Here is a 23,452-nt window from a genome sequence, read left to right on the forward strand (position 1 = left end):
AAGCGTCTCCAGGGGGACAGGGGGATGAAGGGCGTCGGCGCGCGCTGCGCGCTCGCCAATGCGAATCATAATCAATGGCAGTCGCTTCCGACTGCGCGATGCACCCAGGAAATCGCGGGACAAGTGGCTTCAGCGGCTCGGCAGCTCGAAGACCAGGCAGGTGGTCGTGGCGTGCGCGTACAGGGTGCCGTCGGCGCCGACGATGCGGGCCTCGGCGGTGGCCAGCTGGCGGCCGCAGTGCAGCACCTTGCCCTCGGCCCGCACGCGCTGCACCTTGGGCGTCAGCGCCTTGACCAGGTTCACGCCGAGCTCGGCCGTGGTGTAGCCGCGGCCGGCCGGCATCAGGGTGTGCACGGCGCAGCCCAGCGCCGAATCGAGCAGTGTCGCGAACCACCCACCGTGGATGGTGCCGAGCGGATTCAGGTGCTCGGCCTTCGGCGCGCCCTGGAATACCGCGCGCCCGGGACCGACCTCGATCAGCTGGAAGGACAGCGTCTTGGCGATCGCGGCATAGGGGATCTCGGCCCGCAGCATGGCCTGCATCATCTCGAGCCCGGTCTTGCCCGCGACCTGCTCCGGCCGCGCCACGCCGGGGCCGGGCCCCGCATCCAGGCGTTCGGTGATGGCCGCTTCTTCGGCGATCCAGGCGGCCAGTTGATCCGTCGATGCCATTCAATTTCCCCTAACAGTTGCATATGCAATGATTGTAGCTACAATTGTCGCCATGAATGCCATCGCAAAGCCCCAGGGCTGTACCAATTTCCGGCTGCGGCACCTGGCGCGGCAGGTCTCGCGCCTCTATGACGCCGAGGTCGCCAAGAGCGGCCTCAAGACCACGCAGTACTCGCTGCTGTCGCATGTGCTGCACCTCGGACCGATCCGTCCGGTCGACCTGGCGAAGGCGATGGGGGTCGACGCCTCGACGCTGACGCGCAACCTCAAGCCGATGGTCGTCGCCGGCTGGCTCACGCAGAGCGACGGTCCCGATGCGCGCAGCCAGCTGGTCGAGATCACCGACGACGGCCGCCAGAAGCGCACCGAGGCGCAGCGCCACTGGCGCGACGCGCAGGAAAAGCTCAACGCGCTGCTCGGCGTCGAGCGCGTGCTGGCGCTGCACCAGCTGGTCGACGAGAGCATCGCGACGCTGCAGGGCACGGACGAGATCGCCGAAGGAGAGTTCGATGAATGACAAGACCACCGCGGGCACGACGCCCGTTGCCCGCCATGCCGTCTGGCTGGTGCTGCTGGCCGCGGCCGGCGCCTTCGCGCTGACCATGGGCGTGCGCCAGACGATGGGGCTCTTCCTGTCCTCGCTCAATACCGCGACCGGCCTGGGCATCGGCAGCATCAGCCTGGCCTTCGCCTTCGGCCAGCTCTGGTGGGGCCTCACGCAGCCCTTCGCCGGCGCCGTGGCCGACCGCATCGGCACCGGCCGCGTGATCTTCTTCGGCGTGCTGCTGGTGGCGCTGGGTACTTTCATCACGCCGCTGATGACCAGCACCGCCGGCCTGATCTTCGCGATCGGCGTGCTGGCCGCGGGCGGCGCGGGCATGGCCGGGCCCTCGGTGCTGATGGCGGCGACCACGCGGCTGGTGCCGGCCCACAAGCGCGGACTGGCCACCGGCGTGGTCAACGCGGGCGGCTCCTTCGGCCAGTTCGCGATGGCGCCGATCGCGATCGGGCTGATGGCCGCGGTCGGCTGGGCCAGCGCGATGCAATGGCTGGCGATCCTGATCCTGCTGGCGCTGCCGGCGGTGTGGGTGCTCAAGGGCAACTCGACGCATCTCGCAGCGCAATCGGCCGCCGCCAGCGGCGCCCGGCCGCTCAGCGCGCGCCAGGCGATCGGCCAGGCGATCGCGACGCCGAGCTACCGCTACCTGAGCCTCGGCTTCCTGGTCTGCGGCTTCCATGTCGCCTTTCTTGCCACCCACTTGCCGGGCGTGGTCGCGGCCTGCGGCCTGCCGCCCGAGATCGGCGGCTGGGCGCTCGGCATGATCGGCCTCTTCAACATCGTGGGCAGCCTGGCGATGGGCTGGGCGGTCGGCCGCTGGCGCATGAAGTCGCTGCTGGCGCTGCTCTATGCGACCCGCGGCCTGGCCGTGCTGGTCTTCCTGCTGGCGCCCAAGACGCCGGCCGTGATGCTGGTTTTTGCGGCCGTGATGGGCGTGACCTTCCTGTCGACCGTGCCGCCGACCGCGGGCCTGGTCGCCAAGATGTTCGGGCCCGCCAACATGGCGATGCTGTTCGGCATCGTGATGCTGGCGCACCAGGTCGGCGGCTTCCTCGGCGCCTTCCTCGGCGGCTACGTGTTCCAGGCCACCGGCAGCTACGACATCGTCTGGACCATCGACATCGTGCTGGCGGTCGGTGCGGCGCTGGTCAACCTGCCGATCCGCGAGGCACGGCCGATGCTGGCGGGAAGGGCGCTGGCATGACGGCCCTGGACCCGCGCACCCGGCGGCTGCTCGAGGCGCCGATCGTCCCGACCCTGCTGCGGCTGGCCGCACCCAACGTGGTCGTGATGGTCGCGCAGGCCTCGGTCGGCCTGATCGAGACCTTCTTCGTCGGCAAGCTCGGCACCGATGCGCTGGCCGGCATGGCGCTGGTGTTCCCGATCGTGATGCTGATGCAGATGACTTCGGCCGGCGCGATGGGCGGCGGCATCGCCTCCTCGATCGCCCGCGCGCTGGGCGCGCGCCGGCGCGACGATGCCGATGCGCTGGTGCTGCACGCGATCGCGATCGCGGTCGGCTTCGGCCTGCTGTTCATGCTGGCGATGCTGCTCGGCGGGCGCTGGCTGTTCACGCTGATGGGCGGCACCGGCGCCTCGCTCGAGGCGGCACTGATCTATTCGCACGTGGCCTTCGCGGGCGCGGTGCTGGTGTGGCTGTTCAACTCGCTGGCCGCCGTGGTGCGCGGCACCGGCAACATGGCGGTGCCGGCCAAGGTCACGGTGGCCGGCGTGGCGGTGCTGATCCCGCTGTCGCCGCTGCTGATCTTCGGCTGGGGCCCGATCCCGGGCCTCGGCATCGCGGGCGGCGCGGTGGCGCTGCTGGTGTACTACCTTGGCGGCACGCTCGCGCTGTGGATCTATCTGCAATCGCCGCGCAGCCTGCTGAAGCCGTCGTGGGCCAAGGTGCATTTCCGCTGGCCGCTGTTCCGCGACATCCTGCGCATCGGCCTGGTGGGGGCGGTGTCCACGGTCGCCACCAATCTGTCGATCGGCATCGCGACCGCGCTGACGGGCCACTTCGGTCCGGGCGCGATCGCCGGCTACGGCACCGCGTCGCGGCTCGAATACCTGCTGGTGCCGCTGGTGTTCGGCCTCGGCGCACCGCTGGTCGCGATGGTCGGCACCTGCATCGGTGCCGGGCAGCGCGAGCGCGCCCTGCGCGCCACCTGGGCCGGTGCGGCGATCGCCTTCGCGCTCTCGGGCGCGATCGGCCTCGCCGCGGCATTGTTCCCGCGGCCCTGGCTGCTGCTCTTCGGCAACGATCCCGCGATGCTCGAGGCCGGCTCGCAGTACCTGCGCGCGGTGGGGCCGTTCTACGGCTTCTTCGGCGTCGGGCTGGTGCTGTACTTCGCGTCGCAGGGCGCGGGCCGTCTGCTGTGGCCCGTGCTCGGCAACCTCGCGCGCCTGATCGTGGCCGGCGTCGGCGGCTGGCTGGCGCTGCGCTGGGGCGGCGACCTGCTGCACGTCTTCGCGGTGCAGGGCGCGGCGCTCGTGGTGTACGGCGTCGTCATCGCCTCGGCGATCGCGGGCGGGGCCTGGTTCGGCCGCGTCGGCTGGCCGCGCAGCACGAGCGCGCTGCTGCGCCGGCTCCAGGCTTCCTGATTTTCTTCAACCCATTCGAAAGCTCGACATGAACCTCAAGGATTCCGTGGTCTTCATCACCGGCGCCAACCGCGGCCTCGGCCTGGCCTTCGCGAAGGCCGCTCTCGCAGGTGGTGCCAGGAAGGTCTACGCCGCCGCGCGCGACCCCAAGAGCATCACGCTGGCCGGCGTGCATCCGATCGCGCTCGACGTCACCCGGCCCGAGCAGGCCGAGGCCGCGGTGCGCGAGTGCGGCGATGTCACGCTGCTGATCAACAACGCCGGCATCTCGCGCGGCGTCAGCCTGCTCGGGCCTGCGGACGGCTTCGACGCGGCACGGGCCGAATTCGAGACCAACTTCTTCGGCCCCTGGGCGCTGGCCCGCGCCTTCGCGCCGGTGCTGGCCGCCAACGGCGGCGGCGCGCTCATCAACGTGCTGTCGATCCTGAGCTGGCTCAGCCTGCCGGGTTCCGCCACCTACAGCGCATCGAAGTCGGCCGCCTGGTCGTTGAGCAACGGCCTGCGCACGGCCTTGCGCGAGCAGGGCACGCAGGTGCTGAGCCTGCATGTCGCCTTCATGGACACCGACATGACCAGCAAGATCCCGGGCCCCAAGGCCTCGCCCGACGAGGTGGTCCAGCAGACCTTCGCGGCGCTCGAGGCCGGGCAGTTCGAGGTGCTGGCCGATGCACTGACCCGGCAGGTCAAGCAGGGCCTGTCGGCCGAGGCGCCGCCCTATGCCAGCTGAGCGCTTCGCGGCGCCGGCAACAGGCGCCTGAGGGCCTCGAAGAACAGCTCGGACTGCGCCCGTTCGCCCTGGATCTGCGCCGCCACGTGCGCCGCCAGCGCGGGATCGACCGGCTTCAACGGCCGGCCGGTGGACTGCGCGATCACCTGGTGCAGGCAGGCGCGCTCGAGGTAGTAGAGATCGTCGTAGGCGTGGGCGATGGTGGCGCCGGCCACCACCACGCCGTGGTTGGCGAGGAAGGCGACGTCCTTGCCGGCCATCGCGCGGGCGATGCGCTCGCCCTCGCGGTCGTCGAGCGCCAGGCCGTTGTACTCGGCATCGATCGCGATCCGGTGCATGAAGCGCATCGCGTTCTGGCTCAGGGTCGGATCGAGCGCACGGTCGGCCGTGAGCGTCAGCGCCGTGGCGTAGGGCATGTGGCAGTGCAGCACCACCGCGTGGCCCGTGATGCGGTGCACCGCGCCATGGATGAAGAGGGCGGTCGGCTCGACCCGGTGACGGCCCGCGAGGACCTCGCCGTGGACGTCGATCAGCACGATGTCGTCGGCACCGATCTCGCTCCAGTGCAGTCCGCGCGGGTTGATCAGGTAGCGGTCCTGGGCGCCCGGCAGCATGACGCTGAAATGGTTGCACACGCCTTCGGACAGGCCGTGGTGCGCGGCGGCGCGCAAGGCGAGCGCGAGGTCCTGGCGCAGGGTGCGGACGGCGGGACGGGCGTAGTCGGAATCTGCGGACATGGGCTGGGCTCGAAGTGGGTTCAGGTGCGCAGCGCGCGCTGGAACGCGGCGGCGAAACGCAGCGCGTCCTCGCGCACCGCGGCCGGGCTCTTGCCCGGCTTGTAGAGCGCCGAGCCGATGCCGAAGCCGGCCGAGCCGGCCGCACGCCAGGCCTCCATGTTGTCGGGCGTGATGCCGCCGACCGGCATCAGCGGCGTGCCCTTCGGCAGCACCGCGAGCAGGGCCTTGACCACCGCCGGCGAGGCCAGCTCGGCCGGAAAGAGCTTGAGCCCGGTGGCGCCCGCGGCCAGGGCGCCGAAGGCCTCGGTCGGGGTCATGACGCCGGGCAGGCTCACGAGGCCGAGCCGGGCCGCTTCGGCGATCACTTCGGCGTTGAAGTTGGGTGCCACGATCAGTTCGCCGCCGGCCGCATGCACCTCGCGCACCTGCTGCGCGTTCAGCACGGTGCCGGCGCCGACCAATGCCTGCGGAAAGCGCTGGCGCAACAGCGCGATGCTCTCGAGCGGCCGCGGGGAGTTGAGCGGCACCTCGAGCAGGCGGAAGCCGGCGTCGACGATCGCATCGCCCACGGCCGGCGCCTCGGCCGGCGTCAGGCCGCGCAGGATCGCCACCAGGGGAAGCGCCTGCATGGCGGCGGAAAATCGGGTCGTTGCGGAAGTCATGGTCTTCTGTGGTTCGAGGAGTGAAGTGCGTGATGGCCGGCCCAGGTGGCTTCGGCGCCGAGCGTGCGTGCCTGGTTGCCGGCGGCCTGCAGCGCCAGCAGGTAGCGTTGCGTGAGTGCGGGCGCGCCGATCAGCACCACCTCGACCGCGGAATGGACCGACTGGGTGCGCAGTTCCTCGCCGATCAGGATGCCCGACAGGTAGCTCGAGAGTTCGCGCGCCGGCATGCGGTCGAACAGGGCCAGCGTGCGCGCGCCGAAGGCGTTGTGCAGCAGGCCCTGGCCATTGTCGGACTGCGTCACGCCCTGCAGGAAGGCGGCCTCGTCGAGTGCGGCCGAGGTGTCGAGCGTGCGGGCCAGGATCGAGTGCTGGCTCAGCAGCGCATAGAACTCGCCGGTCATGAAGGTGCGGAAGCCGGTCACCATGCCGTTCTTCACGCGAGCCCACTTGTTGTGCGTGCCAGGCAGCACGAAGAGGCCGTCGCGCAGTCCGGTCAGCGCCATGGCGCCGAAGATCTGGACTTCTTCGCCGCGCATCACGTCGGGTACGCCGTCGTGGCTGTCGCTCAGGCCCGGCACCATCGAGATCCGTCCGGGTTCGATCTCGAGGATCTTGCGGCGCACCTCGGTCAGGCCGGCGGGGCAGGCGCAATACGGCGCCTCGACCCAGCCCTGCTTGCTGCCGGCCATGCCCGAGATCAGGCAGCGGGTGCCGTGCGGGCGCATCCAGTCGGCGAACAGCGTTTCGAACACCGCGGTGAAGCCGCCGGGCTTCACGCTCAGGATGCCGCGCGGGTGGCTCTGCTCCTCGAGCACGCGGCCGTCGGCGTCGAGCAGGGCGCCGCGCAGCGAACTGGTTCCCCAGTCGACGGCAACGAGGTGTCCGTGCGTCATCGGCTTGTGCTCCGGTGCATGGTTGTCAGCCGCGCGGCTTGTAGGCCGTGACGTCGATCTCGACCTTGGCGTCGATCATCAGCCGGGATTCGACGGTCGAACGGGCGGGCCGATGGTCGCCCAGGCATTCCATGTAGACGCGGTTGAAGCTGCCGAAGTCGCGCGCGTCGTTGAGCCAGACGCTGACCTTGGCGACGTCGGCCAGCGTGCAGTCGGCCAGCGCGAGGGCCTGCTCGATGCGCTTGAACACCTGGCGGGTCTGGGCCTCGATGCCGCCGACGATGACCTGGCCCTGGTCGTCCGTGGGCACCTGTCCGGAGACGAAGACGAAGTCGCCAGCGCGCGTGGCGGGGGACAGGGGGCGGGCCTGGCGGTCGGAGGCGATCGGCGACTGGCCGAGCATTTCAACGTGAGACATGAAGATCAACTTGTAAGAGAATTACAAAAAAATTAAGGGTAAACCCCAGTTTGACGCGCAAATCGCTGAGAAATACGATTGTCGATGTAATGTTATTACTCATGGAGCCGCGATGCAATCGTCCGCCAACACTGTAGCCACATCTGGTTTTTCCTGGTTGAAGCCAATGCGCGCGTCGCCATGGCGAAGCTTCACGGGGGCGCTCGCCACCGCCGTGGCGCTCGGCCTGGGGGCCGGCGTGGCGCACGCCGATCTGCCCAAGGGCGGCGCCGCCAACCTCGCGATGGTCGGCGAGCCGCAGGGCCTCGACCCGATGGTCAGCACCGCCGACCTGGTCGGCACGATCATGCAGCACGTCTACGAGCCGCTCTATACCTTCGATGCCAACTGGAACGTGGCGCCGATGCTGGCCGAAGGCATGCCGGTGGTCTCGAAAGACGGCCTGACCTACACCATCGCGATCCGCAAGGGCGTGAAGCTGCACAACGGGCGCGAATTGAATGCCGACGACGTGGTGGCTTCTCTGCAGCGCTGGATGGAACTCTCGCCGCGCGGCAAATCGGTCGGCAAGGAAGTCGCGTCGCTGACCGCCAAGGGTCCGCTCGGCGTCGAGCTGAAGCTGAAGAGCCCGTACGCGCCGCTGCTGGCGCAGCTGGCGCTGCCGAGCGGCATGGCCGCGATCATGGCCAAGGAAAGCATCGCGCCGCAGCTCAAGGAATTCATCGGCACCGGCCCCTACAAATTCAAGGAGCGCCGGCCCGACCAGTTCACCGTGCTGACCCGCTTCGACGGCTACAGCGCCCGCAAGGAAGCGCCGAGCGGCTACGCCGGCCGGCGCGAAGCCCTGCTCGACGAACTGCGCTTCGTGCCGGTGCCGAACGCCAACACGCGCGTCGAAGGCTCGCTCTCGGGCCAGTTCCAGTACGCCGACCTGCTGCCGGTCGAGGCCATCGGCCGGATCGAGAAGGGGGTGCCGGCGGTGGTGCCGATCGTGACCAAGAACTTCGGCTTCCCCTACATCGTGTTCAACACCAGGGAAGGCGTGCTGGCCTCGCAGCCGCTGCGCCGCGCGGTGCAGACCGCGGTCGGGCAGGGCGAATTGATGGCGGCCGGCTTCGGCGACAACCGCTTCTTCGTGGTCGAGCCGAACTTCTTCCCGAAGGGCACGCCGTATTACGCGGCGGCCGGCAGCAACGTCTACAACACGCGCAATCCGCAAGCCGCCAAGGAGGCCGCAGCGAAGGCCGGCTACAACGGCCAGCCGATCCGCATCATGGCCAGCCGCCAGTACGAGTTCCACTACAACATGGCGCTGGTGATGTCCGAGCAGCTCAAGAAGGCCGGCTTCAAGACCGACCTGCAGGTGGTCGACTGGGCCACGCTGGTGCAGCGCCGCAACGACGCCAAGCTGTGGGACGTGTACTTCACGCATTCGGGCCTGTTCCCGGAGCCGATGCTGTCGCCGCCGCAACTGGGCGACGACGCGCCGGGCTGGTGGGACTCGGCCGCGAAGAAGTCGAGCTTGCAGGCCTTCAACCAGGAAACCGACCCCGCCAAGCGCGGCGCGCTGTGGGGTGCGGTGCAGCAGACGGTGTATGACGAGGTGCCCTTCATCGAGGTCGGCAAGTTCAACGGGCTGTCGGCGCGCTCGGCCAAGCTCGAGGGCTACACGCCTGCGATCTGGCCCTTCTTCTGGAACACCGGGCTGGCCAAGTAAGCCGACACGGAACGCTCCATGCTGCGCTTCTTGCTGACCCGCCTGGCCGGGGCCCTGGTGGTGCTCGCCATCGTCGCGGTGCTGGTCTTCGCGCTGACCCGGCTGGCCTCGGGCGACCCGGTGGCGCTGCTGCTCGGCGACCAGGCGACCACCGCCGACATTGCGAAGGCCCGCATCCAGTACGGGCTCGACAAGCCGCTGCCGACCCAGTTCATGCTGTGGGTCGGCGAGCTGCTGCAGGGCAACCTGGGCCAGTCGCTGTTCCTGCAGCGGCCGGTGGCGCAGGCCCTGCTGGAGCGCGCCGAGCCGACGCTGTTCCTGGCGCTGTTCGCCGTGAGCATCGCGGCGCTGATCGGCATCCCGGCCGGCATGGCCGCTGCGATCTGGCGCGGCAGCGCGGCCGACCAGGCGGTGAGCGGCGTGGCGATGCTCGGTGCCAGCATTCCGARTTTCTGGCTCGGCCTGATCCTGATCCAGTTCTTCGCGGTCAAGCTCGGCTGGTTCCCGGCCTCGGGCTACGGCGACCCGAGCGCGTCGCTGCACGAGCGGCTGCAGCACCTGCTGCTGCCGGCGCTGGTGCTGGGCCTGCTGAATTCGGCGCTGATCATCCGCTTCACGCGGGCCTTGATGCTCGACATCCTCGGCGAGGACTACGTGCGCACCGCGCGCGCCAAGGGCCTGCCCGAGCACGTGATCATGGTCAAGCACGTGCTGCGCAATGCGCTGGTGCCGATCGTCACCGTGCTCGGCCTGACGCTGGCGCTGATGATCGGCGGCACGGTCGTGACCGAGACCGTCTTCAACCTGCCCGGGGTCGGCAACCTGGTGGTGCGCGCGGTGCTCCGGCGCGACTACCCGGTGATCCAAGGCACGCTGCTGGTCATCGCCGCCATCTACGTCTTCATCAACCTCGGCGTCGATTTCGTCTACACGCTGGTCGATCCGCGCATCCGGCTGGAGGGCAAATGAAAGCCGCAGTTCTTTCCTGGTTGCGCAGTGCGACGCCGGTGGCCCGCCGCCTGTTCGCGCGCAAGATCGTGGCGGCCGCTGCCTTGGTGCTGCTGCTGGTGGTCGGTGTCGCGCTGCTGTACCCGATGCTGTCCGACGCCGACCCCGGTGCCATCGAGATCGGCCAGCGCCTGCACGCGCCTTCGCTGGCCCACTGGGCCGGCACCGACGAACTGGGCCGCGACGTGCTGCTGCGCATCGTGCACGGCGCGCGCTATTCGCTCTTGATCGGTGTCGTCACGGCCGCGGGCGCGGTGCTGTTCGGCACCTTGATGGGCATGCTCGCGGGCTTCTTCCGCCGCCTCGATGCGCCGTTGATGCGCGTGGTCGACGCGATGATGTCCTTCCCCGACATCCTGCTCGGCATCGCGCTGGTGTCGATCCTCGGCGTCTCGCTGTGGAACGTGATGCTGGCGCTGGTGATCGTCTACACGCCGCGCGTGGCGCGGGTGGTACGCGCCACCACGCTGGTGCTGCGCGAACTGCTGTTCGTCGACGCGGCACGGGCGCTCGGCGTGCGCACGCCGCGCATCCTGTGCAAGCACATCCTGCCGAACCTGATGTCGCCGATCCTGGTCCAGGTGACCTTCATCTTCGCCTACGCCATCCTGGCCGAGGCGGGCCTGTCCTTCCTCGGCGTCGGCGTGCCGCCCGACATCCCGACCTGGGGCACGATGATCGCGGGCAGCCTCGACTATGCCGACCGCGCGTTCTGGACCATCTTCTGCCCCGGCCTCGCGATCGTGCTGACGGCGCTGTCGCTGCAGATGCTCGGCGACGGCGTGCGCGACCTGCTCGATCCCAAGTTGAGGAAAGCCGCATGAACACGACCATGGCCGCAGCGCGGCTCGAAGTGCAGGGCCTGTCGACCTCCTTCGCCACCGAGGCCGGCCGCATCCAGAGCGTGGCCGACGTCTCGTTCGCGATCCGTCCCGGCGAGACGCTGGCGCTGGTCGGCGAATCGGGCTCGGGCAAGTCGGTGACCAGCCTCACGCTGATGGGCCTGCATGCCAAGACCTCGCATGCGCAGGTCGAGGGCCAGGCCTGGTTCGTCAGGCGCGACGGCCGCCGCGTGAACCTGCTCGACATGCCTGAGGCCGAGAAGCGCGCGCTGCGCGGCAACGAGCTCGGCATGATCTTCCAGGAGCCGATGACCAGCCTGAAYCCGGTGCTGACCATCGGCGAGCAGATCGCGGAGTCGGTGCGCCTGCACCTCAAGCTCGACCGCAAGGCCGCCCACGCGCATGCGCAGCGCATGCTCGAGCTGGTCGAGATCCCGGCCGCGGCGCAGCGCGTCAACGAGTATCCGCACCAGCTCTCGGGCGGCATGCGCCAGCGCGTGATGATCGCGCTGGCGATGGCCTGCAACCCGACCCTGCTGATCGCCGACGAGCCGACCACSGCKCTCGACGTCACGATCCAGGCCCAGATCCTCGCGCTCATGGGCCGCCTGCAGAAGGAGACCGGCATGAGCATGCTGTTCGTCACCCACAACCTTGGGGTGGTTGCGCAGTACGCCGATGCGGTGGCCGTGATGTATGCCGGGCGCATCGTCGAATCGGCGCCGGTGCACGAGCTGTTCGCGCGGCCCGCGCATCCTTACACGCGCGGCCTGCTGGCCTGCCTGCCGGGCGTGGCGCGGCGGCGAGGCTCGCCGGTGGTTGCGGGCAAGCGACCGCAGCTGGTGGCCATTCCGGGCCAGGTGTCGAGCCCGTTCGCGCCGCCGCCCGGTTGCGCCTTTGCACCGCGCTGCAGCTTCCGCCGAGAGGCCTGCGATGCGCGCATGCCGGGGCTCGAAACCACGGGCGGCGAGCGCATGGTGCGCTGCATCGGATTCACCGAGGAGTTGGCGGCATGAGCCGCCGGGCCGCTCCCAAGGCGAATACCGAAGCGCTGCTGCGCGAAGGTTATCCAATGAGCCGCCGGGCCGCCCCCAAGGCGAATACCGCAACGCGAAGCGTGGAGGTTACCGAATGACGACAAGCACGACATTGGCGAKCGACAACCTGCTCGAGATCCGCCAGCTGAAGAAATACTTCGGCAAGGGCAGCCATCCGGTGCGTGCCGTCGACGACGTGAGCTTCGACATCCGCAAGGGCGAGACGCTGGGCCTGGTCGGCGAATCGGGTTCGGGCAAGAGCACCATCGGCCGGTTGTTGACCCGCCTGGTCGACCCGACCGGCGGCGAGATGCTGTACCAGGCGCAGGGTTCCGACGCGGCGCCGCAGGACTTGGCACGGCTGTCGCAGTCGCAGTTCAGGCCGCTGCGCTCGAAGGTGCAGATCATCTTCCAGGACCCGTATGCGAGCCTCAACCCGCGCATGCGGATCCGCGACGTGCTTGCCGAGGCCCTGGACACGCACGGGCTCGCCAAGGGTGCGGCGCGCAAGCCGCGCATCCAGCAGTTGCTGCAGCAGGTGGGTCTTCGTCCCGAGCACGCCGATCGCTTCCCGCACGAGTTCTCGGGCGGCCAGCGCCAGCGCATCGGCATCGCGCGCGCGCTGGCGGTCGAGCCGCAGTTCATCGTGGCCGACGAGCCGTTGTCGGCGCTCGACGTGTCGATCCAGGCCCAGGTGGTCAACCTGCTCGGCGAGTTGAAGGAAGCGCTGGGCCTCACGCTGCTGTTCATTTCCCACGATCTCGACGTGGTCGAGTACCTCTGCGACCGGGTGGTCGTGCTGTACCTCGGCCGCGTGATGGAGATCGCGCCCACCGAGGCGCTGTATGCGAATCCGCGCCATCCCTACACGCGCGCCCTGCTGGCGGCGGCGCCGATTCCGGACCCGGCCCAGCGCCGCGTCGTCCCGCTGTTGCAGGGCGACCTGCCGAGCCCGGCGAATCCTCCCTCAGGCTGCGTCTTCCGCACCCGCTGCCCGTTGGCCGAGGCGCGCTGCGCGAGCATCGACATGCAGCTGCGCGAGGTGCAGACTGGCCACTGGCATGCCTGCTGGCGCGACGACCTTTGAGTAAGCTTCGCACACCATGACCCAAGATCCGATCCTCGACCACTGCAGCAAGAGTTATCCGCTCGAGGCCGCGCCCTGCCGCGCGGCCGACATCGGCGAGAAAGGGTGGAACGTGCTGGCCGACGACCTCTCGTACCCGCTCGCCGTCATCCACCGTTCCGCGCTCCTGCACAACATCGCGTGGATGCAGGCCTATGCGCAGCGCAAGGGCATTGCGCTGGCGCCGCACGGCAAGACCACCATGTCGCCCGAGCTGTTTGCGCAGCAACTGGCCGGCGGCGCGTGGGGCCTGACCTTCGCCACCATCTTCCAGCTCGCCGTCGGCGTCGAAGCGGGTGCGCGCAACTGCATCATCGCCAACCAGGTGCTGTGCGATGCCGACCTCGACGGGCTGGACATGCTGCTCGCCGGCCACAGCGACCTGCGGGTCTGGTTTCTGGTCGATTCGCTGGCCCAGCTCGCGCTGATCGAGGACTGGGCGCGGCGCCGGGACTCCCGGCGCTGCTTCGACGTGCTGCTGGAGATCGGCATCCCCGGCCAGCGCACCGGCTGCCGCACGCTCGAGGAAGCGCTCGCGCTGGCCGTCGCCATCGCGCGCTCGCCGGTCGTTCAGCTCGAGGGCATCGAGTGCTACGAAGGCGGGCTGGCCCGCTGCGACAGCGAACACGATGCGCGCGAGGTCACGGCGCTCGTGGGCCGCGTCCTGGAGGTGGCCCGCCGCTGCGATGCGGAGAACCTCTTCGGCGACGGCCCCGTGATGCTCACGGCCGGCGGCTCGGCGGTCTTCGATCTCGTCGTGCCGCTGCTGCGCGCCCAGGGCTTGTCGCGGCCGGTGCAGGGCGTCTTGCGCTCGGGCTGCTACGTCACGCACGACAACGGCAACTACGCGCGCTTCCTGAAGCAGGTCGAGCAGCGCGAAGGGCTGGACGCATCGTTGCGCGCGGCCCTCGAAGTCTGGACGATGGTGCAGTCGGTGCCCGAACCCGGGCTGGCGCTGCTGACCTGCGGACGCCGCGACATCTCCTACGACCTGGAGATGCCGATCCCGGTGCGCCATGCGCCGCGCGGCGCGCGAGCGGCGGCCGAAGCGCCCGCCAACTGGAAGATCAGTGCCCTCAACGACCAGCACGCCTATCTGCGCTTCGATCCCGCGGGCGCGGCGCCGCAGGTCGGCGATCGGGTGGCGCTCGGCATCTCGCACCCCTGCACGACCTTCGACAAGTGGCGCTGGCTGGCGCTGGTCGAGGACGACATGGCGGTCACGGGCGCCATCAGCACGCGCTTCTGATGACGGCGACCCACAACGCTTCCGTCCATCTGCTGCAGCGCCTGCGCGAGCGCATGGACGAACTGCCGGCCGCGCAGCGCAGCGTGGTCCAGTGCGTGCTCGAGGATCCGCGCGCCGCCGTCGCCGCCACCGTGGAGCAGCTCGCGCAGCAGGCCGGTGTCTCGATGCCGACCATCGTGCGGACCTGCCGCAGCTTCGGCTTCGAGTCGGTGCGTGAATTCATGCTGGCGCTGGCGCAGGACCTGGCCGTCACGGGCTCCTACCTGCACCGCAGCGTGCTGGCCGAGGACAGTGCGGGCGACGTCGCGAGCAAGATCGTTCATGCGGCCGTGTCCTCGCTGACCGAGCTGGGCCGGCGCATCGACGTCGACGTGCTCGACCGGGTCGCGAACCGTCTGGCGCAAGCCCGGCGCATCGACTGCTATTCGGTCGGCGCCGCCTCGACCTTCATGGCCAACGAACTGCAGAGCCGGCTGTTCCGGCTGGGTTGCACCGCCAACGCCATCTTCGACGCCCACCAGCAGCTGGTCTCGGCGAGCACGCTCGGACCCGACGGCGTGGCCTTCGTGATCTCGCACGTGGGCCGCATGCCCTACACGCTGGAGGCCGCGCGCTTCGCACGCTCGCAGGGCGCCACCGTGGTGGCGCTGACGCAGCCCGACACTCCGCTGGCCGAGGCCGCGGACCTGGTGATCGCGGTGTCGGTGCCGCAGGACGCCGTGATGCGCGTCGGCACCGAGGCCTATCTCGCGCACCTGGTGGTGATCGAGATCCTGATGGTCCGGCTGGCACAGAAGCTCGGGCCGGTCGCGACGCGCGGCCTGCAGCAGTTCAAGCAGTTGCTGCACAAGCACGGCTTCGACAGTGCCGAGTATTCCGGCGCCTCGGAAACACTCGAAGACGAACAATGACGATTCAAGACAGGCAGTCGGCGGGCTCCGGCGGACACGCGACGCTGCTCAAGGGCGGCACCATCGTCGACGGCAGCGACACGCCGGGCTGGCAGGGCGATGTGCTGTTCGCGGGCGATCGCATCGTGTCGGTCGCTCCGCCCGGCCAGACGCCGCATGAAGTCCTCGCGCAGTTGCGCGCCCAAGGCCCGGTGGACGAGGTCAATTGCACCGGCCTGGTCGTCGCGCCCGGCTTCATCGATGTCCACACGCACGACGACGCGGCCGCGATCGAGAAGGCCGACATGCTGCCGAAGATCTCGCAGGGCGTGACCACCGTGATCGTCGGCAACTGCGGCATCTCGCTGGCGCCGATGGTGACCGACTCGCCCGGGGCGCCGTTGTCGCTGCTGGGCCGGGGCCAGTTCCGCCACGCCACGATGCGTGCCTATGCCGAGGCCGTGGATGCGGCGCGGCCGGCCGTCAACGTCGCCGCGCTGCTGGGCCACACGGCGCTGCGGATGCGCCACATGGCGGTGCTCGACCGGCCCGCCAACGAGGCCGAGCGGTCGGCGATGGCGGCCGCCATGCAGGAGGCCATGGATGCGGGCGCCCTGGGCCTGTCCTCGGGCGTGTTCTACGAAGAGGCCTTCGCGGCCGACGTCGAGGAACTGGTCGCCGTCGCCAGCGTGGCGGCGCGCAACGGCGGCGTCTACGCGACCCACATCCGCGACGAGCTGGCCGGCATCCTGCCCGCACTGCAGGAGGCCGCGCTGACCGCGCGCCAGTCCGGCCTGCCGCTCGTGATCTCGCACCACAAGTGCGCCGGCCCCGCCAACTGGGGCCGCACACGCGAGACCCTGCCGTTCATCGAAGCGCTGGCGCGCGGCCAGGAGATCGGCATGGACGTCTACCCGTACACCGCCGGTTCGACCGTGTTGCGCGAGGACCTGGTCGACGGCATCATCGACATCCTGATCACCGGCAGCCAGCCGCATCCCGAGGTCGGCGGTCGCTACCTGGCCGACATCGCGGCGGAGTGGGGCGTCTCCCAGCAGGATGCCGCGCGCCGGCTGAAGCCAGGCAACGCCTGCTACTTCCAGATGCGGGAGGACGACGTGCAGCGCGTCGTGACGCATCCGCTGGCGATGATCGGCTCCGACGGCCTGCCGCACGACGAGCGGCCGCACCCGCGGCTGTGGGGCGCATTCCCGCGCGTGCTGGCGAGCTACTGGCGCGAGAAGCGCCTGCTGCGGCTCGAGCAGGCGGTACACAAGATGACCGGCCTGTCGGCGGCGCGCTTCCGCATCGGCGAGCGCGGCCTGCTCAAGGCCGGTTACATGGCCGACATCGTCCTGTTCGATCCCCTGCGCGTGAAGGACGGCGCGACCTTCGAGCGGCCGCGCGAGTTCAGCGAAGGCATCGAGCGGGTCTGGGTCAATGGGGTGTTGAGCTACACGGCCGAAGGCCGCGCGACGGGTGCGCGCGCGGGCCGCTTCGTGAAACGCACGGTGAACGTGGCGCGCTAGCCGTCGCTTCGCCATCAGGGTTTGTCCTGCGCGACTGTCATTTCAATCATCATATGATTCGATCGGACAGCGGCCGTTGACCGGCGCTGCCGAAGGGTGCATTTGCGCACGGATGGTTTCAGCAGGAGATGAATTGACCTCAGAAAACGCCGCACGGCCCGAGCTGCTGCTCGTCGCACCGTTGATGCCTTTCCTGCTGGAGCAATTGCGGCAGCACTACACGCTGCACGACCGCATCCATCTCAGCGACCCGGCCGCCTTCGCCGCCGTGGCGCCGCGGATCCGCGGGGTGGTCGCCAACGGCGAGGCCAAGGTGCCGCGCGAACTGATCGCGCAGCTGCCGGCCCTCGAGGTGATCTCGGTCTTCGGCGTCGGCTACGACGGCGTCGACGTGCCGGCCGCGCACGAGCGCGGCGTGCCCGTCACCAACACGCCCTCGGTCCTCAACGACGACGTGGCCGACCTCGCCATCGGCCTGCTGATCGCCACCGCACGCCGCATTCCGCAAGCCGACCGTTTCGTGCGCGCCAACGAATGGACGCATGGCCCGATCGCGTTGAGCCGAAAGGTCACGGGCGGCCGGCTCGGCATCGTCGGCATGGGCCGCATCGGCCAGGCGATCGCCGAGCGCGCCCTGGCCTTCAAGATGTCGGTGGCCTACACCGCGCGCTCGCCGCGCGCCGGCGTCGGCTACACCTACCATCCCGATCCGGTCTCGCTGGCCGCGGCGGTCGATTTCCTGGTCGTGATCACCCCGGGCGGCGCCGCCACCAAGAACCTGATCGATGCCCGCGTGCTGAAGGCGCTCGGCCCCGAGGGCTACCTCGTGAACGTGGCGCGTGGCAGCGTAGTCGACGAAGAAGCCCTCATCGACGCGCTGCGCCACGGCAAGATCGCCGGCGCCGGGCTGGACGTCTTTGCCAACGAGCCGAACGTGCCCGAGGCCCTGCGCGCGCTGCCCAATGTGGTGCTGACGCCGCACATCGGCAGCGGCACCAAGCAGACGCGCGAAGCCATGGGCCAGCTGGTGTTCGACAACCTGCGCGCCCACTTCGCCGGCCAGCCGCTGTTGACGCCGGTCGCCGCCTGAGCGGCACGCCCATGGCCAAGAATACCCATGGCCGCACGCTCGATCTGCTGGGGGAGGCGATCGTCTCGCGCCGGTACGCCGTCGGCACGCCGATGCCGGCCGAGCCCTTGCTCTGCGAGGCCTTCGGCGTCAGCCGCACGGTGGTGCGCGAGGCCGTGAAGTCCCTGGTGGCCAAGGGCCTGATCGTCACCGGGCCCAAGCTCGGCACCCGCGTGCTGCCCGACGAGCACTGGAACTGGTTCGACCCCGACGTGATCACCTGGCAGGCCCGGGCCGGCCTCACGCCCGAGTTCCTGCGCGACCTGCAGGACCTGCGGCGCGCGGTCGAACCCGCCGCCGTGCGGCTGGCCGCCGAGCGCGCCACGCCCGAGGACATCGAGGAGATCGAGGCCGCCTATGCCGGCATGAAGCACGCGGTGGAATTCGGCGGCGACTATGTCACTTTCGACCTGCGCTTCCACAACGGCCTGCTGCGCAGCGCCCGCAATCGCATGCTGGCGCAGATGAGCAAGGCCCTGCATGCGCTGCTGCGCACCAGCTTCGAGATATCGACCGTCAAGAAGGACGGCCCGGCGCTGTCGCTGCCCTTGCATCGCGCGGTGCTCGACGCCGTCATCGCCCGCAATCCGGGACGGGCCGAGCGGGCCATCATCAAGCTGATCGACGGCGCCCGCCAGGACATCGACGAAGTGCTGGGCTCGCGCCGCCGGCTGCCCCGCTTGTCGCGTCCGCCGCCGCGCCTGCGGGCGGCCGTCTGAGGCTCGCCGAGATTTCCCTTACCCACCCCGCTCGTGCACCGAGCTGTTCAGCTGCAAGAAGAAGGAGACAAGACACATGAAATTCAAAGCACTCGTGGTCCCGGCGATGATGGCCCTGGGCCTCACGGTCGCCGGCCAGGCTTCGGCGCAGGAGAAGCTCACCGTCTGGTGGGTCAAGGGCTTCTACAAGGCCGAGGACGATGCCTTGTTCGCCGCCATCAAGAAGTTCGAGGACAAGCACAAGGGCGTCAAGATCGAGCTGTCCCAGTACCCCGTGCAGGACATGATCCCGAAGACCGTCTCGGCGCTCGACTCGGGCAGCCCGCCCGATGTCGCCTATGCCGACGTCTACGACTTCCAGGTCACCGGCAAGTGGGCCTACGACGACAAGCTGGAGGACATCAGCAGCGTCATGGCGCCGATCGCCTCGCGCTTCGCCCCGAACACCATCGAGACCACCTTCCTCTACGACGACAAGACCAAGGCCAAGGCCTACTACGCCTTCCCGATCAAGCAGCAGACGATGCATATCGAATACTGGATCGACATGCTGAACGAGGCCGGCTTCAAGGAGTCGGACATCCCGACGGGCTGGAAGGACTACTGGTCGTTCTGGTGCGAGAAGGTGCAGTCGGCCAGCCGCCAGAAGAGCGGCAAGCGCAACTTCGGCATCGGCATGCCGATGGGCGTGGATTCGAGCGATTCGTTCTATTCCTTCCTGACCTTCGCCGACGCTTACAACGTGAAGATGGTCAACGACAGCGGCAAGCTGCTGGTCGACGACCCTGCCGTGCGTACCGGGCTGATCAGCGCGATGAGCGACTACACGGCGCCCTACACCAAGGGCTGCACGCCGCCGTCGTCCACGAGCTGGAAGGACCCGGACAACAACGTCGCCTTCCACAACAAGACGACCGCGATGACGCACAACGCGACGATCTCGATCGCCGCCAAGTGGCTCGACGACTCCAACAACGCATCGCTCACGCCCGAGCAGCGCGAGGAGGCCAAGAAGAACTACACCGAGCGCATCCGCACCGCGGGCTTCCCGAACAAGCCCGACGGCAGCAAGATGGTCTACCGCACCGCGGTCAAGACCGGCGTGGTGTTCAAGGAAGCCAAGAACAAGCAGYGCGCCAAGGAGTTCGTCGCCTTCCTGTTGCAGGAAGAGAATCTCACGCCCTACGTCGAAGGCTCGCTGGGCCGCTGGTTCCCGGTCACCAAGGCGGGGCAGGCGAGCCCGTTCTGGCAGGCCGATCCGCATCGCAAGTCGGTGTTCAACCAGTACGCGGCCGGCACCGTCACCTTCGAATTCACCAAGAACTACAAGTTCACCGTGCTCAACAACGAGAACGTCTGGGCCAAGGCGATGAATCGCGTGGTGAGCGACAAGGTACCGGTGGACAAGGCGGTCGACGAGATGATCGAGCGCATCAAGACGGTCGCACGTTGACCTGACGCGGCAGCCGACCATGAGTTCCACCGCAAGCGCCGTGACCGCGGCCGGCAGCGCCGCAATACCCGCCAGCAAGCTCGGACGCTGGCAGTTCTGGGGCCGGCTGATGGTCGTTCCCTACCTGCTGGTGTTCGCCGTCTTCGTGCTCTACCCGGTGTGCTACGGCCTCTGGCTGGCACGCCATCCGCAGAGCTACGTGCACCTGGTCGAGGACCCGATCTTCTTCCGCTCGGTCATCAACACGGTGGTGTTCCTGATCGTCGCCATCAACGTCAAGATGGCCGTGGCGCTGGTGCTCTCGGGCTTCTTCGTGCAGTCGCGCTGGTGGATCAAGGTCCTCGCGGGGATCTTCATCCTGCCCTGGGCCGTGCCGTCGATCCCGACCATCCTGTCGGTGCGCTTCATGCTCAACCCCGAGTGGGGCGTGATCAACAGCACCATCTTCCATCTGACCGGGCTCGACGGGCCCAACTGGCTCAACGAGCCGACTCTGGCGCTCGGCTTCGCGATGCTGATGCACATCTGGAAATCGCTGCCGTTCTGGACCCTGATCCTGGTGGCGGGGCGCCTGGCGATACCGGGCGAGCAGTACGAGGCGGCGTCGGTCGACGGCGCCAGTTCGTGGCAGAAGTTCCGCTTCATCAGCTGGCCGGCATTGCGCACGCTCTATGTCACGTCGCTGATCCTGTCGATGATCTGGACGCTGGGTGATTTCAACAGCGTCTACCTGCTGACCGGTGGCGGCCCGGCCGACATGACGCATGTGCTCGCGACCATCGGCATCCRCTATCTGCGGCTCGACCAGGTCGACCTGTCGATGGCCTCCATCGTGGTCGCGATGCCATTGATCCTGCCCCTGGTCTATTTCATGATGAAGAGGTTGTCGAAATGAGCCGCAAGCGCTGGACCCTCAAGTCGGCGGGCAACGAAGCCAAGCTGCTGCTGATCGGCATCCCGGTGCTGCTCTGGACGCTGATCCCGATCTACCACATGGTGCTGTTCGCGATCTCGCCGCGCGGCACGGCGACCAGCGGCCGGCTGTGGCCTAAGTCGCCGACCCTCGACAACTTCAGCACCGTGTTCCAGCAGAAGCACTTCTACCTGGACCACTTCTGGGTGCAGCTGGGCAACTCGCTGTTCATCGCGGTGGCGGTCGGGGCGATCACGCTGTTCGTCGCCACCACCGCGGCCTTCGCGATCAGCCGGCTGCGCGTGCGCGGCGGCCGCACGGTGATGAACATGGCGCTCTTCACCTACTTCATCCCGGCCGCCTTCCTGGCCGTGCCSATGTACAAGACCATGGGCAACTACGGCCTGCTCAACAGCCAGTGGGCGCTGATCCTSGCGATGGTGACCATCGCCTCGCCGTACTGCATCTGGGTGCTCAAGCAGGCCTCCGACAAGCTGCCCTACGAGCTCGACGAGGCGGCGCGCATGGACGGCGCATCGCCGCTGCAGCTGTTCCGGCTGGTCTACCTGCCGTTGATGGTGCCCTCGCTGGTGGCGGTCGGAACCTATGCGCTGCTGCTGGCCTGGAACGAGTACCTCTACGCCTTCCTGCTGCTGTCGAACGACCGCAGCGTGACCCTGGCCGTGGCGCTCGGCAACTTTCTCGCGGCCGACGATTCGCCCTGGGAGCTGCTGATGGCGACCGGTCTCATCTATGCACTGCCGCCCGCGGCGATCTATTACACGTTCAAGCGCTACATGGTCGGCGGCATCACCGCCGGCGCGGTGAAGAGCTGACCCCCAGGTTGCCCGGCACTCCGTGTCCGGGCGCCCACCCCCTTTCAGGGGGCGACACCGGCGGCCCGGCAAAGCCGGTTCCGCGGTGTCCCCCGAACAGGCCCGGGCTTCGCCGGGCCAACAGAGAGAGAAAGAGACGACAAAAATGGCTTCAGTCACTTTTCGCGATGTCCAGAAGTCCTATGGCAAGACCCGCATCATCGAGCGCCTGGGCTTCGAGATCGAGGACGGCGAGTTCGTGGTGCTGGTCGGGCCCTCGGGCTGCGGCAAGTCCACCTTGCTGCGCATGCTGGCCGGCCTGGAAGACATCAGCGGCGGCCAGATCATGATCGACGGCCGCGTCGTCAACGAGCTCGAATCGAAGGACCGCGACATCGCGATGGTGTTCCAGAGTTACGCGCTGTATCCGCACATGACGGTCGGCGAGAACATGGGCTTCAGCCTGCGCCTGCGCAAGGCCGAGAAAGCGCTCACCGACAAGCGCGTGGCCGATGCCGCGAAGATCCTCAACCTCGACCAGCTGCTCGGGCGCTATCCGCGCGAGCTGTCCGGCGGTCAGCGGCAGCGGGTCGCCATGGGGCGAGCGATCGTGCGCGACCCGAAGGTGTTCCTGTTCGACGAGCCGCTGTCCAACCTGGATGCCAAGCTGCGGGTCGCGATGCGCGCCGAGATCAAGGCGCTGCACCAGCGGCTCAAGACCACCACCGTCTATGTCACCCACGACCAGATCGAGGCGATGACSATGGCCGACCGCATCGTCGTSATGCACGACGGCRYSRTCGAGCAGATCGGCACGCCGCTSGAGCTSTACGACCGGCCCGACAACCTGTTYGTCGCSCAGTTCATCGGCTCGCCGTCGATGAACGTGCTGGAGGGCACGGTGCGGCGCGCCAACGGGCAATGCCGCGTCGAGGCGCAGGGCGCATCGTGGCCGGCACCGGTCGCCACCTCGGCCATCGACGGGCAGGCGGTCCACTATGGCGTGCGGCCGGGCGACATCACCTTGTCGGATGCCTCGAGCGGCGTGCCGGCCAAGGTGATCGTGGTCGAGCCGACCGGCGCCGAGACCGAGCTGCTGGTCGAGGTCGGCGGGGTCCAACTGATCCTCGCGGTGCATGGCCGGGTCGATGCCCAGCCGGACCAGATCGTGGGGCTGATGATCGGCAGCGACAGCGTGCACCTGTTCGACCGACAGACCGGCGCTCGCTTGAGCTGAGCGCGCTCGGGCCGCGGCGATCGGCGCCATCCGGCACCCGTTGCCGGAGGCCGGAGCTCAAGGCCAAAAGAAAAAGGGCGCAGCGCGCCCTTTTTGTCGGAGAAGCGGGGGTCGCTGAGATTCAGCGGCCGAAAGAGCGGCCACCGCCGCCACCGCCGTAGCCACCGCCGCCACCGTAGCCGCCGCCCGAGCGACCGCCGCCACCCGAACGGCCGCCACCGCCGGAACGGTTGCCGCCGTAGCCGCCACCGCCGCCGCGACGTCCGCGGCCGCCACCCAGGCTGTCGACGCTGGTGCGCAACGGATCGGGCTGGCCGTCGCCGCCGGCCACCGCTTCGGCGCGCAGATGCGCCACCGCGTCGGCCTGCGTCGGGCTGTGGCTGTTGCCGTGATGGCGCGGCTGGCGCTCTTCATGCGGCAGGTGGTTCTGGTGGTGCGTCGGCGCATGGTGCGTCGGCGCATGGTGCGGCGCGCGCGCCGGTCCCTGCGGTCCGCGCGCCGGGCCCTGGCCACGGC

General features: G+C 68.9%; 23 protein-coding genes and 1 pseudogene. 18 read left to right on the forward strand and 6 right to left on the reverse strand.

What is annotated here, in order from left to right:
• Positions 1 to 129: 129 nt before the first annotated feature.
• Positions 130 to 672: a PaaI family thioesterase gene (locus tag AC1D2E_RS22100; RefSeq protein ID WP_478199374.1), complete on the reverse strand. Its 543-nt coding sequence runs from the start codon at positions 670 to 672 to the stop codon at positions 130 to 132.
• A 52-nt stretch (positions 673 to 724) separates the two neighbouring features.
• Here AC1D2E_RS22100 and AC1D2E_RS22105 point away from each other — a divergent pair, with 52 nt between their 5' ends.
• Genes AC1D2E_RS22105 through AC1D2E_RS22120 form a run of 4 tightly spaced genes read left to right on the forward strand, consistent with a single transcriptional unit; the run spans position 725 to position 4,562 of the window.
• The gene (locus AC1D2E_RS22105; RefSeq protein WP_478199375.1) at positions 725 to 1,189 is read left to right on the forward strand and encodes a MarR family winged helix-turn-helix transcriptional regulator; all 465 of its coding nucleotides are present in this window, start codon (positions 725 to 727) and stop codon (positions 1,187 to 1,189) included.
• Positions 1,182 to 2,435 (forward strand): MFS transporter, encoded by a 1,254-nt coding sequence (locus AC1D2E_RS22110; protein WP_478199376.1) that lies wholly within the window; start codon positions 1,182 to 1,184, stop codon positions 2,433 to 2,435. The genes AC1D2E_RS22105 and AC1D2E_RS22110 overlap by 8 nt, the downstream gene beginning before the upstream one ends.
• Positions 2,432 to 3,835, forward strand: coding sequence for an MATE family efflux transporter (locus tag AC1D2E_RS22115; protein WP_478199377.1), 1,404 nt, complete (start codon positions 2,432 to 2,434; stop codon positions 3,833 to 3,835). The genes AC1D2E_RS22110 and AC1D2E_RS22115 overlap by 4 nt, the downstream gene beginning before the upstream one ends.
• A 28-nt stretch (positions 3,836 to 3,863) precedes the next feature.
• On the forward strand, positions 3,864 to 4,562 hold the full coding sequence (locus tag AC1D2E_RS22120; protein ID WP_478199378.1) for an SDR family oxidoreductase: 699 nt from the start codon (positions 3,864 to 3,866) through the stop codon (positions 4,560 to 4,562).
• Here the strand turns inward: AC1D2E_RS22120 and AC1D2E_RS22125 are convergent.
• Genes AC1D2E_RS22125 through AC1D2E_RS22140 form a run of 4 tightly spaced genes read right to left on the reverse strand, consistent with a single transcriptional unit; the run spans position 4,550 to position 7,272 of the window.
• Positions 4,550 to 5,299, reverse strand: a complete 750-nt coding sequence (locus tag AC1D2E_RS22125; RefSeq protein ID WP_478199379.1) for an aldolase — start codon at positions 5,297 to 5,299, stop codon at positions 4,550 to 4,552. The two genes, AC1D2E_RS22120 and AC1D2E_RS22125, sit on opposite strands and share 13 nt — an antisense overlap.
• 20 nt (positions 5,300 to 5,319) lie before the next feature.
• Positions 5,320 to 5,961 (reverse strand): 2-dehydro-3-deoxy-6-phosphogalactonate aldolase, encoded by a 642-nt coding sequence (locus tag AC1D2E_RS22130; RefSeq protein WP_478199380.1) that lies wholly within the window; start codon positions 5,959 to 5,961, stop codon positions 5,320 to 5,322.
• A complete protein-coding gene (locus AC1D2E_RS22135) occupies positions 5,958 to 6,854 on the reverse strand; it encodes a 2-dehydro-3-deoxygalactonokinase (RefSeq protein WP_478199381.1) in 897 nt (298 codons plus the stop codon). The genes AC1D2E_RS22130 and AC1D2E_RS22135 overlap by 4 nt, the downstream gene beginning before the upstream one ends.
• A 25-nt stretch (positions 6,855 to 6,879) precedes the next feature.
• Entirely contained in the window at positions 6,880 to 7,272 is a 393-nt protein-coding gene (locus AC1D2E_RS22140; protein ID WP_478199382.1) for a RidA family protein, read from the reverse strand.
• Between the two features lie 166 nt (positions 7,273 to 7,438).
• Here AC1D2E_RS22140 and AC1D2E_RS22145 point away from each other — a divergent pair, with 166 nt between their 5' ends.
• The 14 genes from AC1D2E_RS22145 (at position 7,439) to AC1D2E_RS22210 (ending at position 22,936) form a co-directional block, all read left to right on the forward strand.
• Entirely contained in the window at positions 7,439 to 8,989 is a 1,551-nt protein-coding gene (locus AC1D2E_RS22145; RefSeq protein ID WP_478199383.1) for an ABC transporter substrate-binding protein, read from the forward strand.
• A gap of 18 nt (positions 8,990 to 9,007) precedes the next feature.
• A complete protein-coding gene (locus AC1D2E_RS22150; RefSeq protein ID WP_478199384.1) occupies positions 9,008 to 9,958 on the forward strand; it encodes an ABC transporter permease in 951 nt (316 codons plus the stop codon).
• Positions 9,955 to 10,821 (forward strand): ABC transporter permease, encoded by an 867-nt coding sequence (locus AC1D2E_RS22155; protein ID WP_478199385.1) that lies wholly within the window; start codon positions 9,955 to 9,957, stop codon positions 10,819 to 10,821. Before AC1D2E_RS22150 ends, AC1D2E_RS22155 begins: the two co-directional genes overlap by 4 nt.
• The gene (locus AC1D2E_RS22160; RefSeq protein ID WP_478199386.1) at positions 10,818 to 11,855 is read left to right on the forward strand and encodes an ABC transporter ATP-binding protein; all 1,038 of its coding nucleotides are present in this window, start codon (positions 10,818 to 10,820) and stop codon (positions 11,853 to 11,855) included. Before AC1D2E_RS22155 ends, AC1D2E_RS22160 begins: the two co-directional genes overlap by 4 nt.
• 115 nt (positions 11,856 to 11,970) lie before the next feature.
• Positions 11,971 to 12,963: an ABC transporter ATP-binding protein gene (locus AC1D2E_RS22165; RefSeq protein ID WP_478199387.1), complete on the forward strand. Its 993-nt coding sequence runs from the start codon at positions 11,971 to 11,973 to the stop codon at positions 12,961 to 12,963.
• A gap of 16 nt (positions 12,964 to 12,979) precedes the next feature.
• Positions 12,980 to 14,251, forward strand: coding sequence for an amino acid deaminase (locus AC1D2E_RS22170; protein ID WP_478199388.1), 1,272 nt, complete (start codon positions 12,980 to 12,982; stop codon positions 14,249 to 14,251).
• Entirely contained in the window at positions 14,251 to 15,162 is a 912-nt protein-coding gene (locus AC1D2E_RS22175) for a MurR/RpiR family transcriptional regulator (RefSeq protein ID WP_478199389.1), read from the forward strand. The genes AC1D2E_RS22170 and AC1D2E_RS22175 overlap by 1 nt, the downstream gene beginning before the upstream one ends.
• A complete protein-coding gene (locus AC1D2E_RS22180) occupies positions 15,159 to 16,670 on the forward strand; it encodes an N-acyl-D-amino-acid deacylase family protein (protein WP_478199390.1) in 1,512 nt (503 codons plus the stop codon). The genes AC1D2E_RS22175 and AC1D2E_RS22180 overlap by 4 nt, the downstream gene beginning before the upstream one ends.
• Before the next feature lie 112 nt (positions 16,671 to 16,782).
• Positions 16,783 to 17,760, forward strand: a complete 978-nt coding sequence (locus AC1D2E_RS22185) for a 2-hydroxyacid dehydrogenase (RefSeq protein WP_478199391.1) — start codon at positions 16,783 to 16,785, stop codon at positions 17,758 to 17,760.
• 11 nt (positions 17,761 to 17,771) lie between these two features.
• Complete coding sequence (locus AC1D2E_RS22190) at positions 17,772 to 18,518, forward strand: FadR/GntR family transcriptional regulator (protein WP_478199392.1); 747 nt, start codon at positions 17,772 to 17,774, stop codon at positions 18,516 to 18,518.
• A 76-nt stretch (positions 18,519 to 18,594) separates the two neighbouring features.
• Positions 18,595 to 19,971 (forward strand): ABC transporter substrate-binding protein, encoded by a 1,377-nt coding sequence (locus AC1D2E_RS22195; protein ID WP_478199393.1) that lies wholly within the window; start codon positions 18,595 to 18,597, stop codon positions 19,969 to 19,971.
• A gap of 19 nt (positions 19,972 to 19,990) precedes the next feature.
• Positions 19,991 to 20,866: a carbohydrate ABC transporter permease gene (locus tag AC1D2E_RS22200; RefSeq protein WP_478199394.1), complete on the forward strand. Its 876-nt coding sequence runs from the start codon at positions 19,991 to 19,993 to the stop codon at positions 20,864 to 20,866.
• Complete coding sequence (locus AC1D2E_RS22205) at positions 20,863 to 21,720, forward strand: carbohydrate ABC transporter permease (protein WP_478174354.1); 858 nt, start codon at positions 20,863 to 20,865, stop codon at positions 21,718 to 21,720. Before AC1D2E_RS22200 ends, AC1D2E_RS22205 begins: the two co-directional genes overlap by 4 nt.
• Before the next feature lie 145 nt (positions 21,721 to 21,865).
• Positions 21,866 to 22,936 carry an ABC transporter ATP-binding protein gene (locus tag AC1D2E_RS22210; protein ID WP_478199395.1) on the forward strand — a complete coding sequence of 357 codons (1,071 nt, stop codon included), beginning with the start codon at positions 21,866 to 21,868 and terminating at the stop codon, positions 22,934 to 22,936.
• 121 nt (positions 22,937 to 23,057) lie between these two features.
• Here AC1D2E_RS22210 and AC1D2E_RS22215 read toward each other — a convergent pair.
• Positions 23,058 to 23,452: pseudogene (locus AC1D2E_RS22215) on the reverse strand (DEAD/DEAH box helicase); the annotation flags it as partial.

Source organism: Variovorax sp. P1_H2 (genome assembly GCF_056405295.1).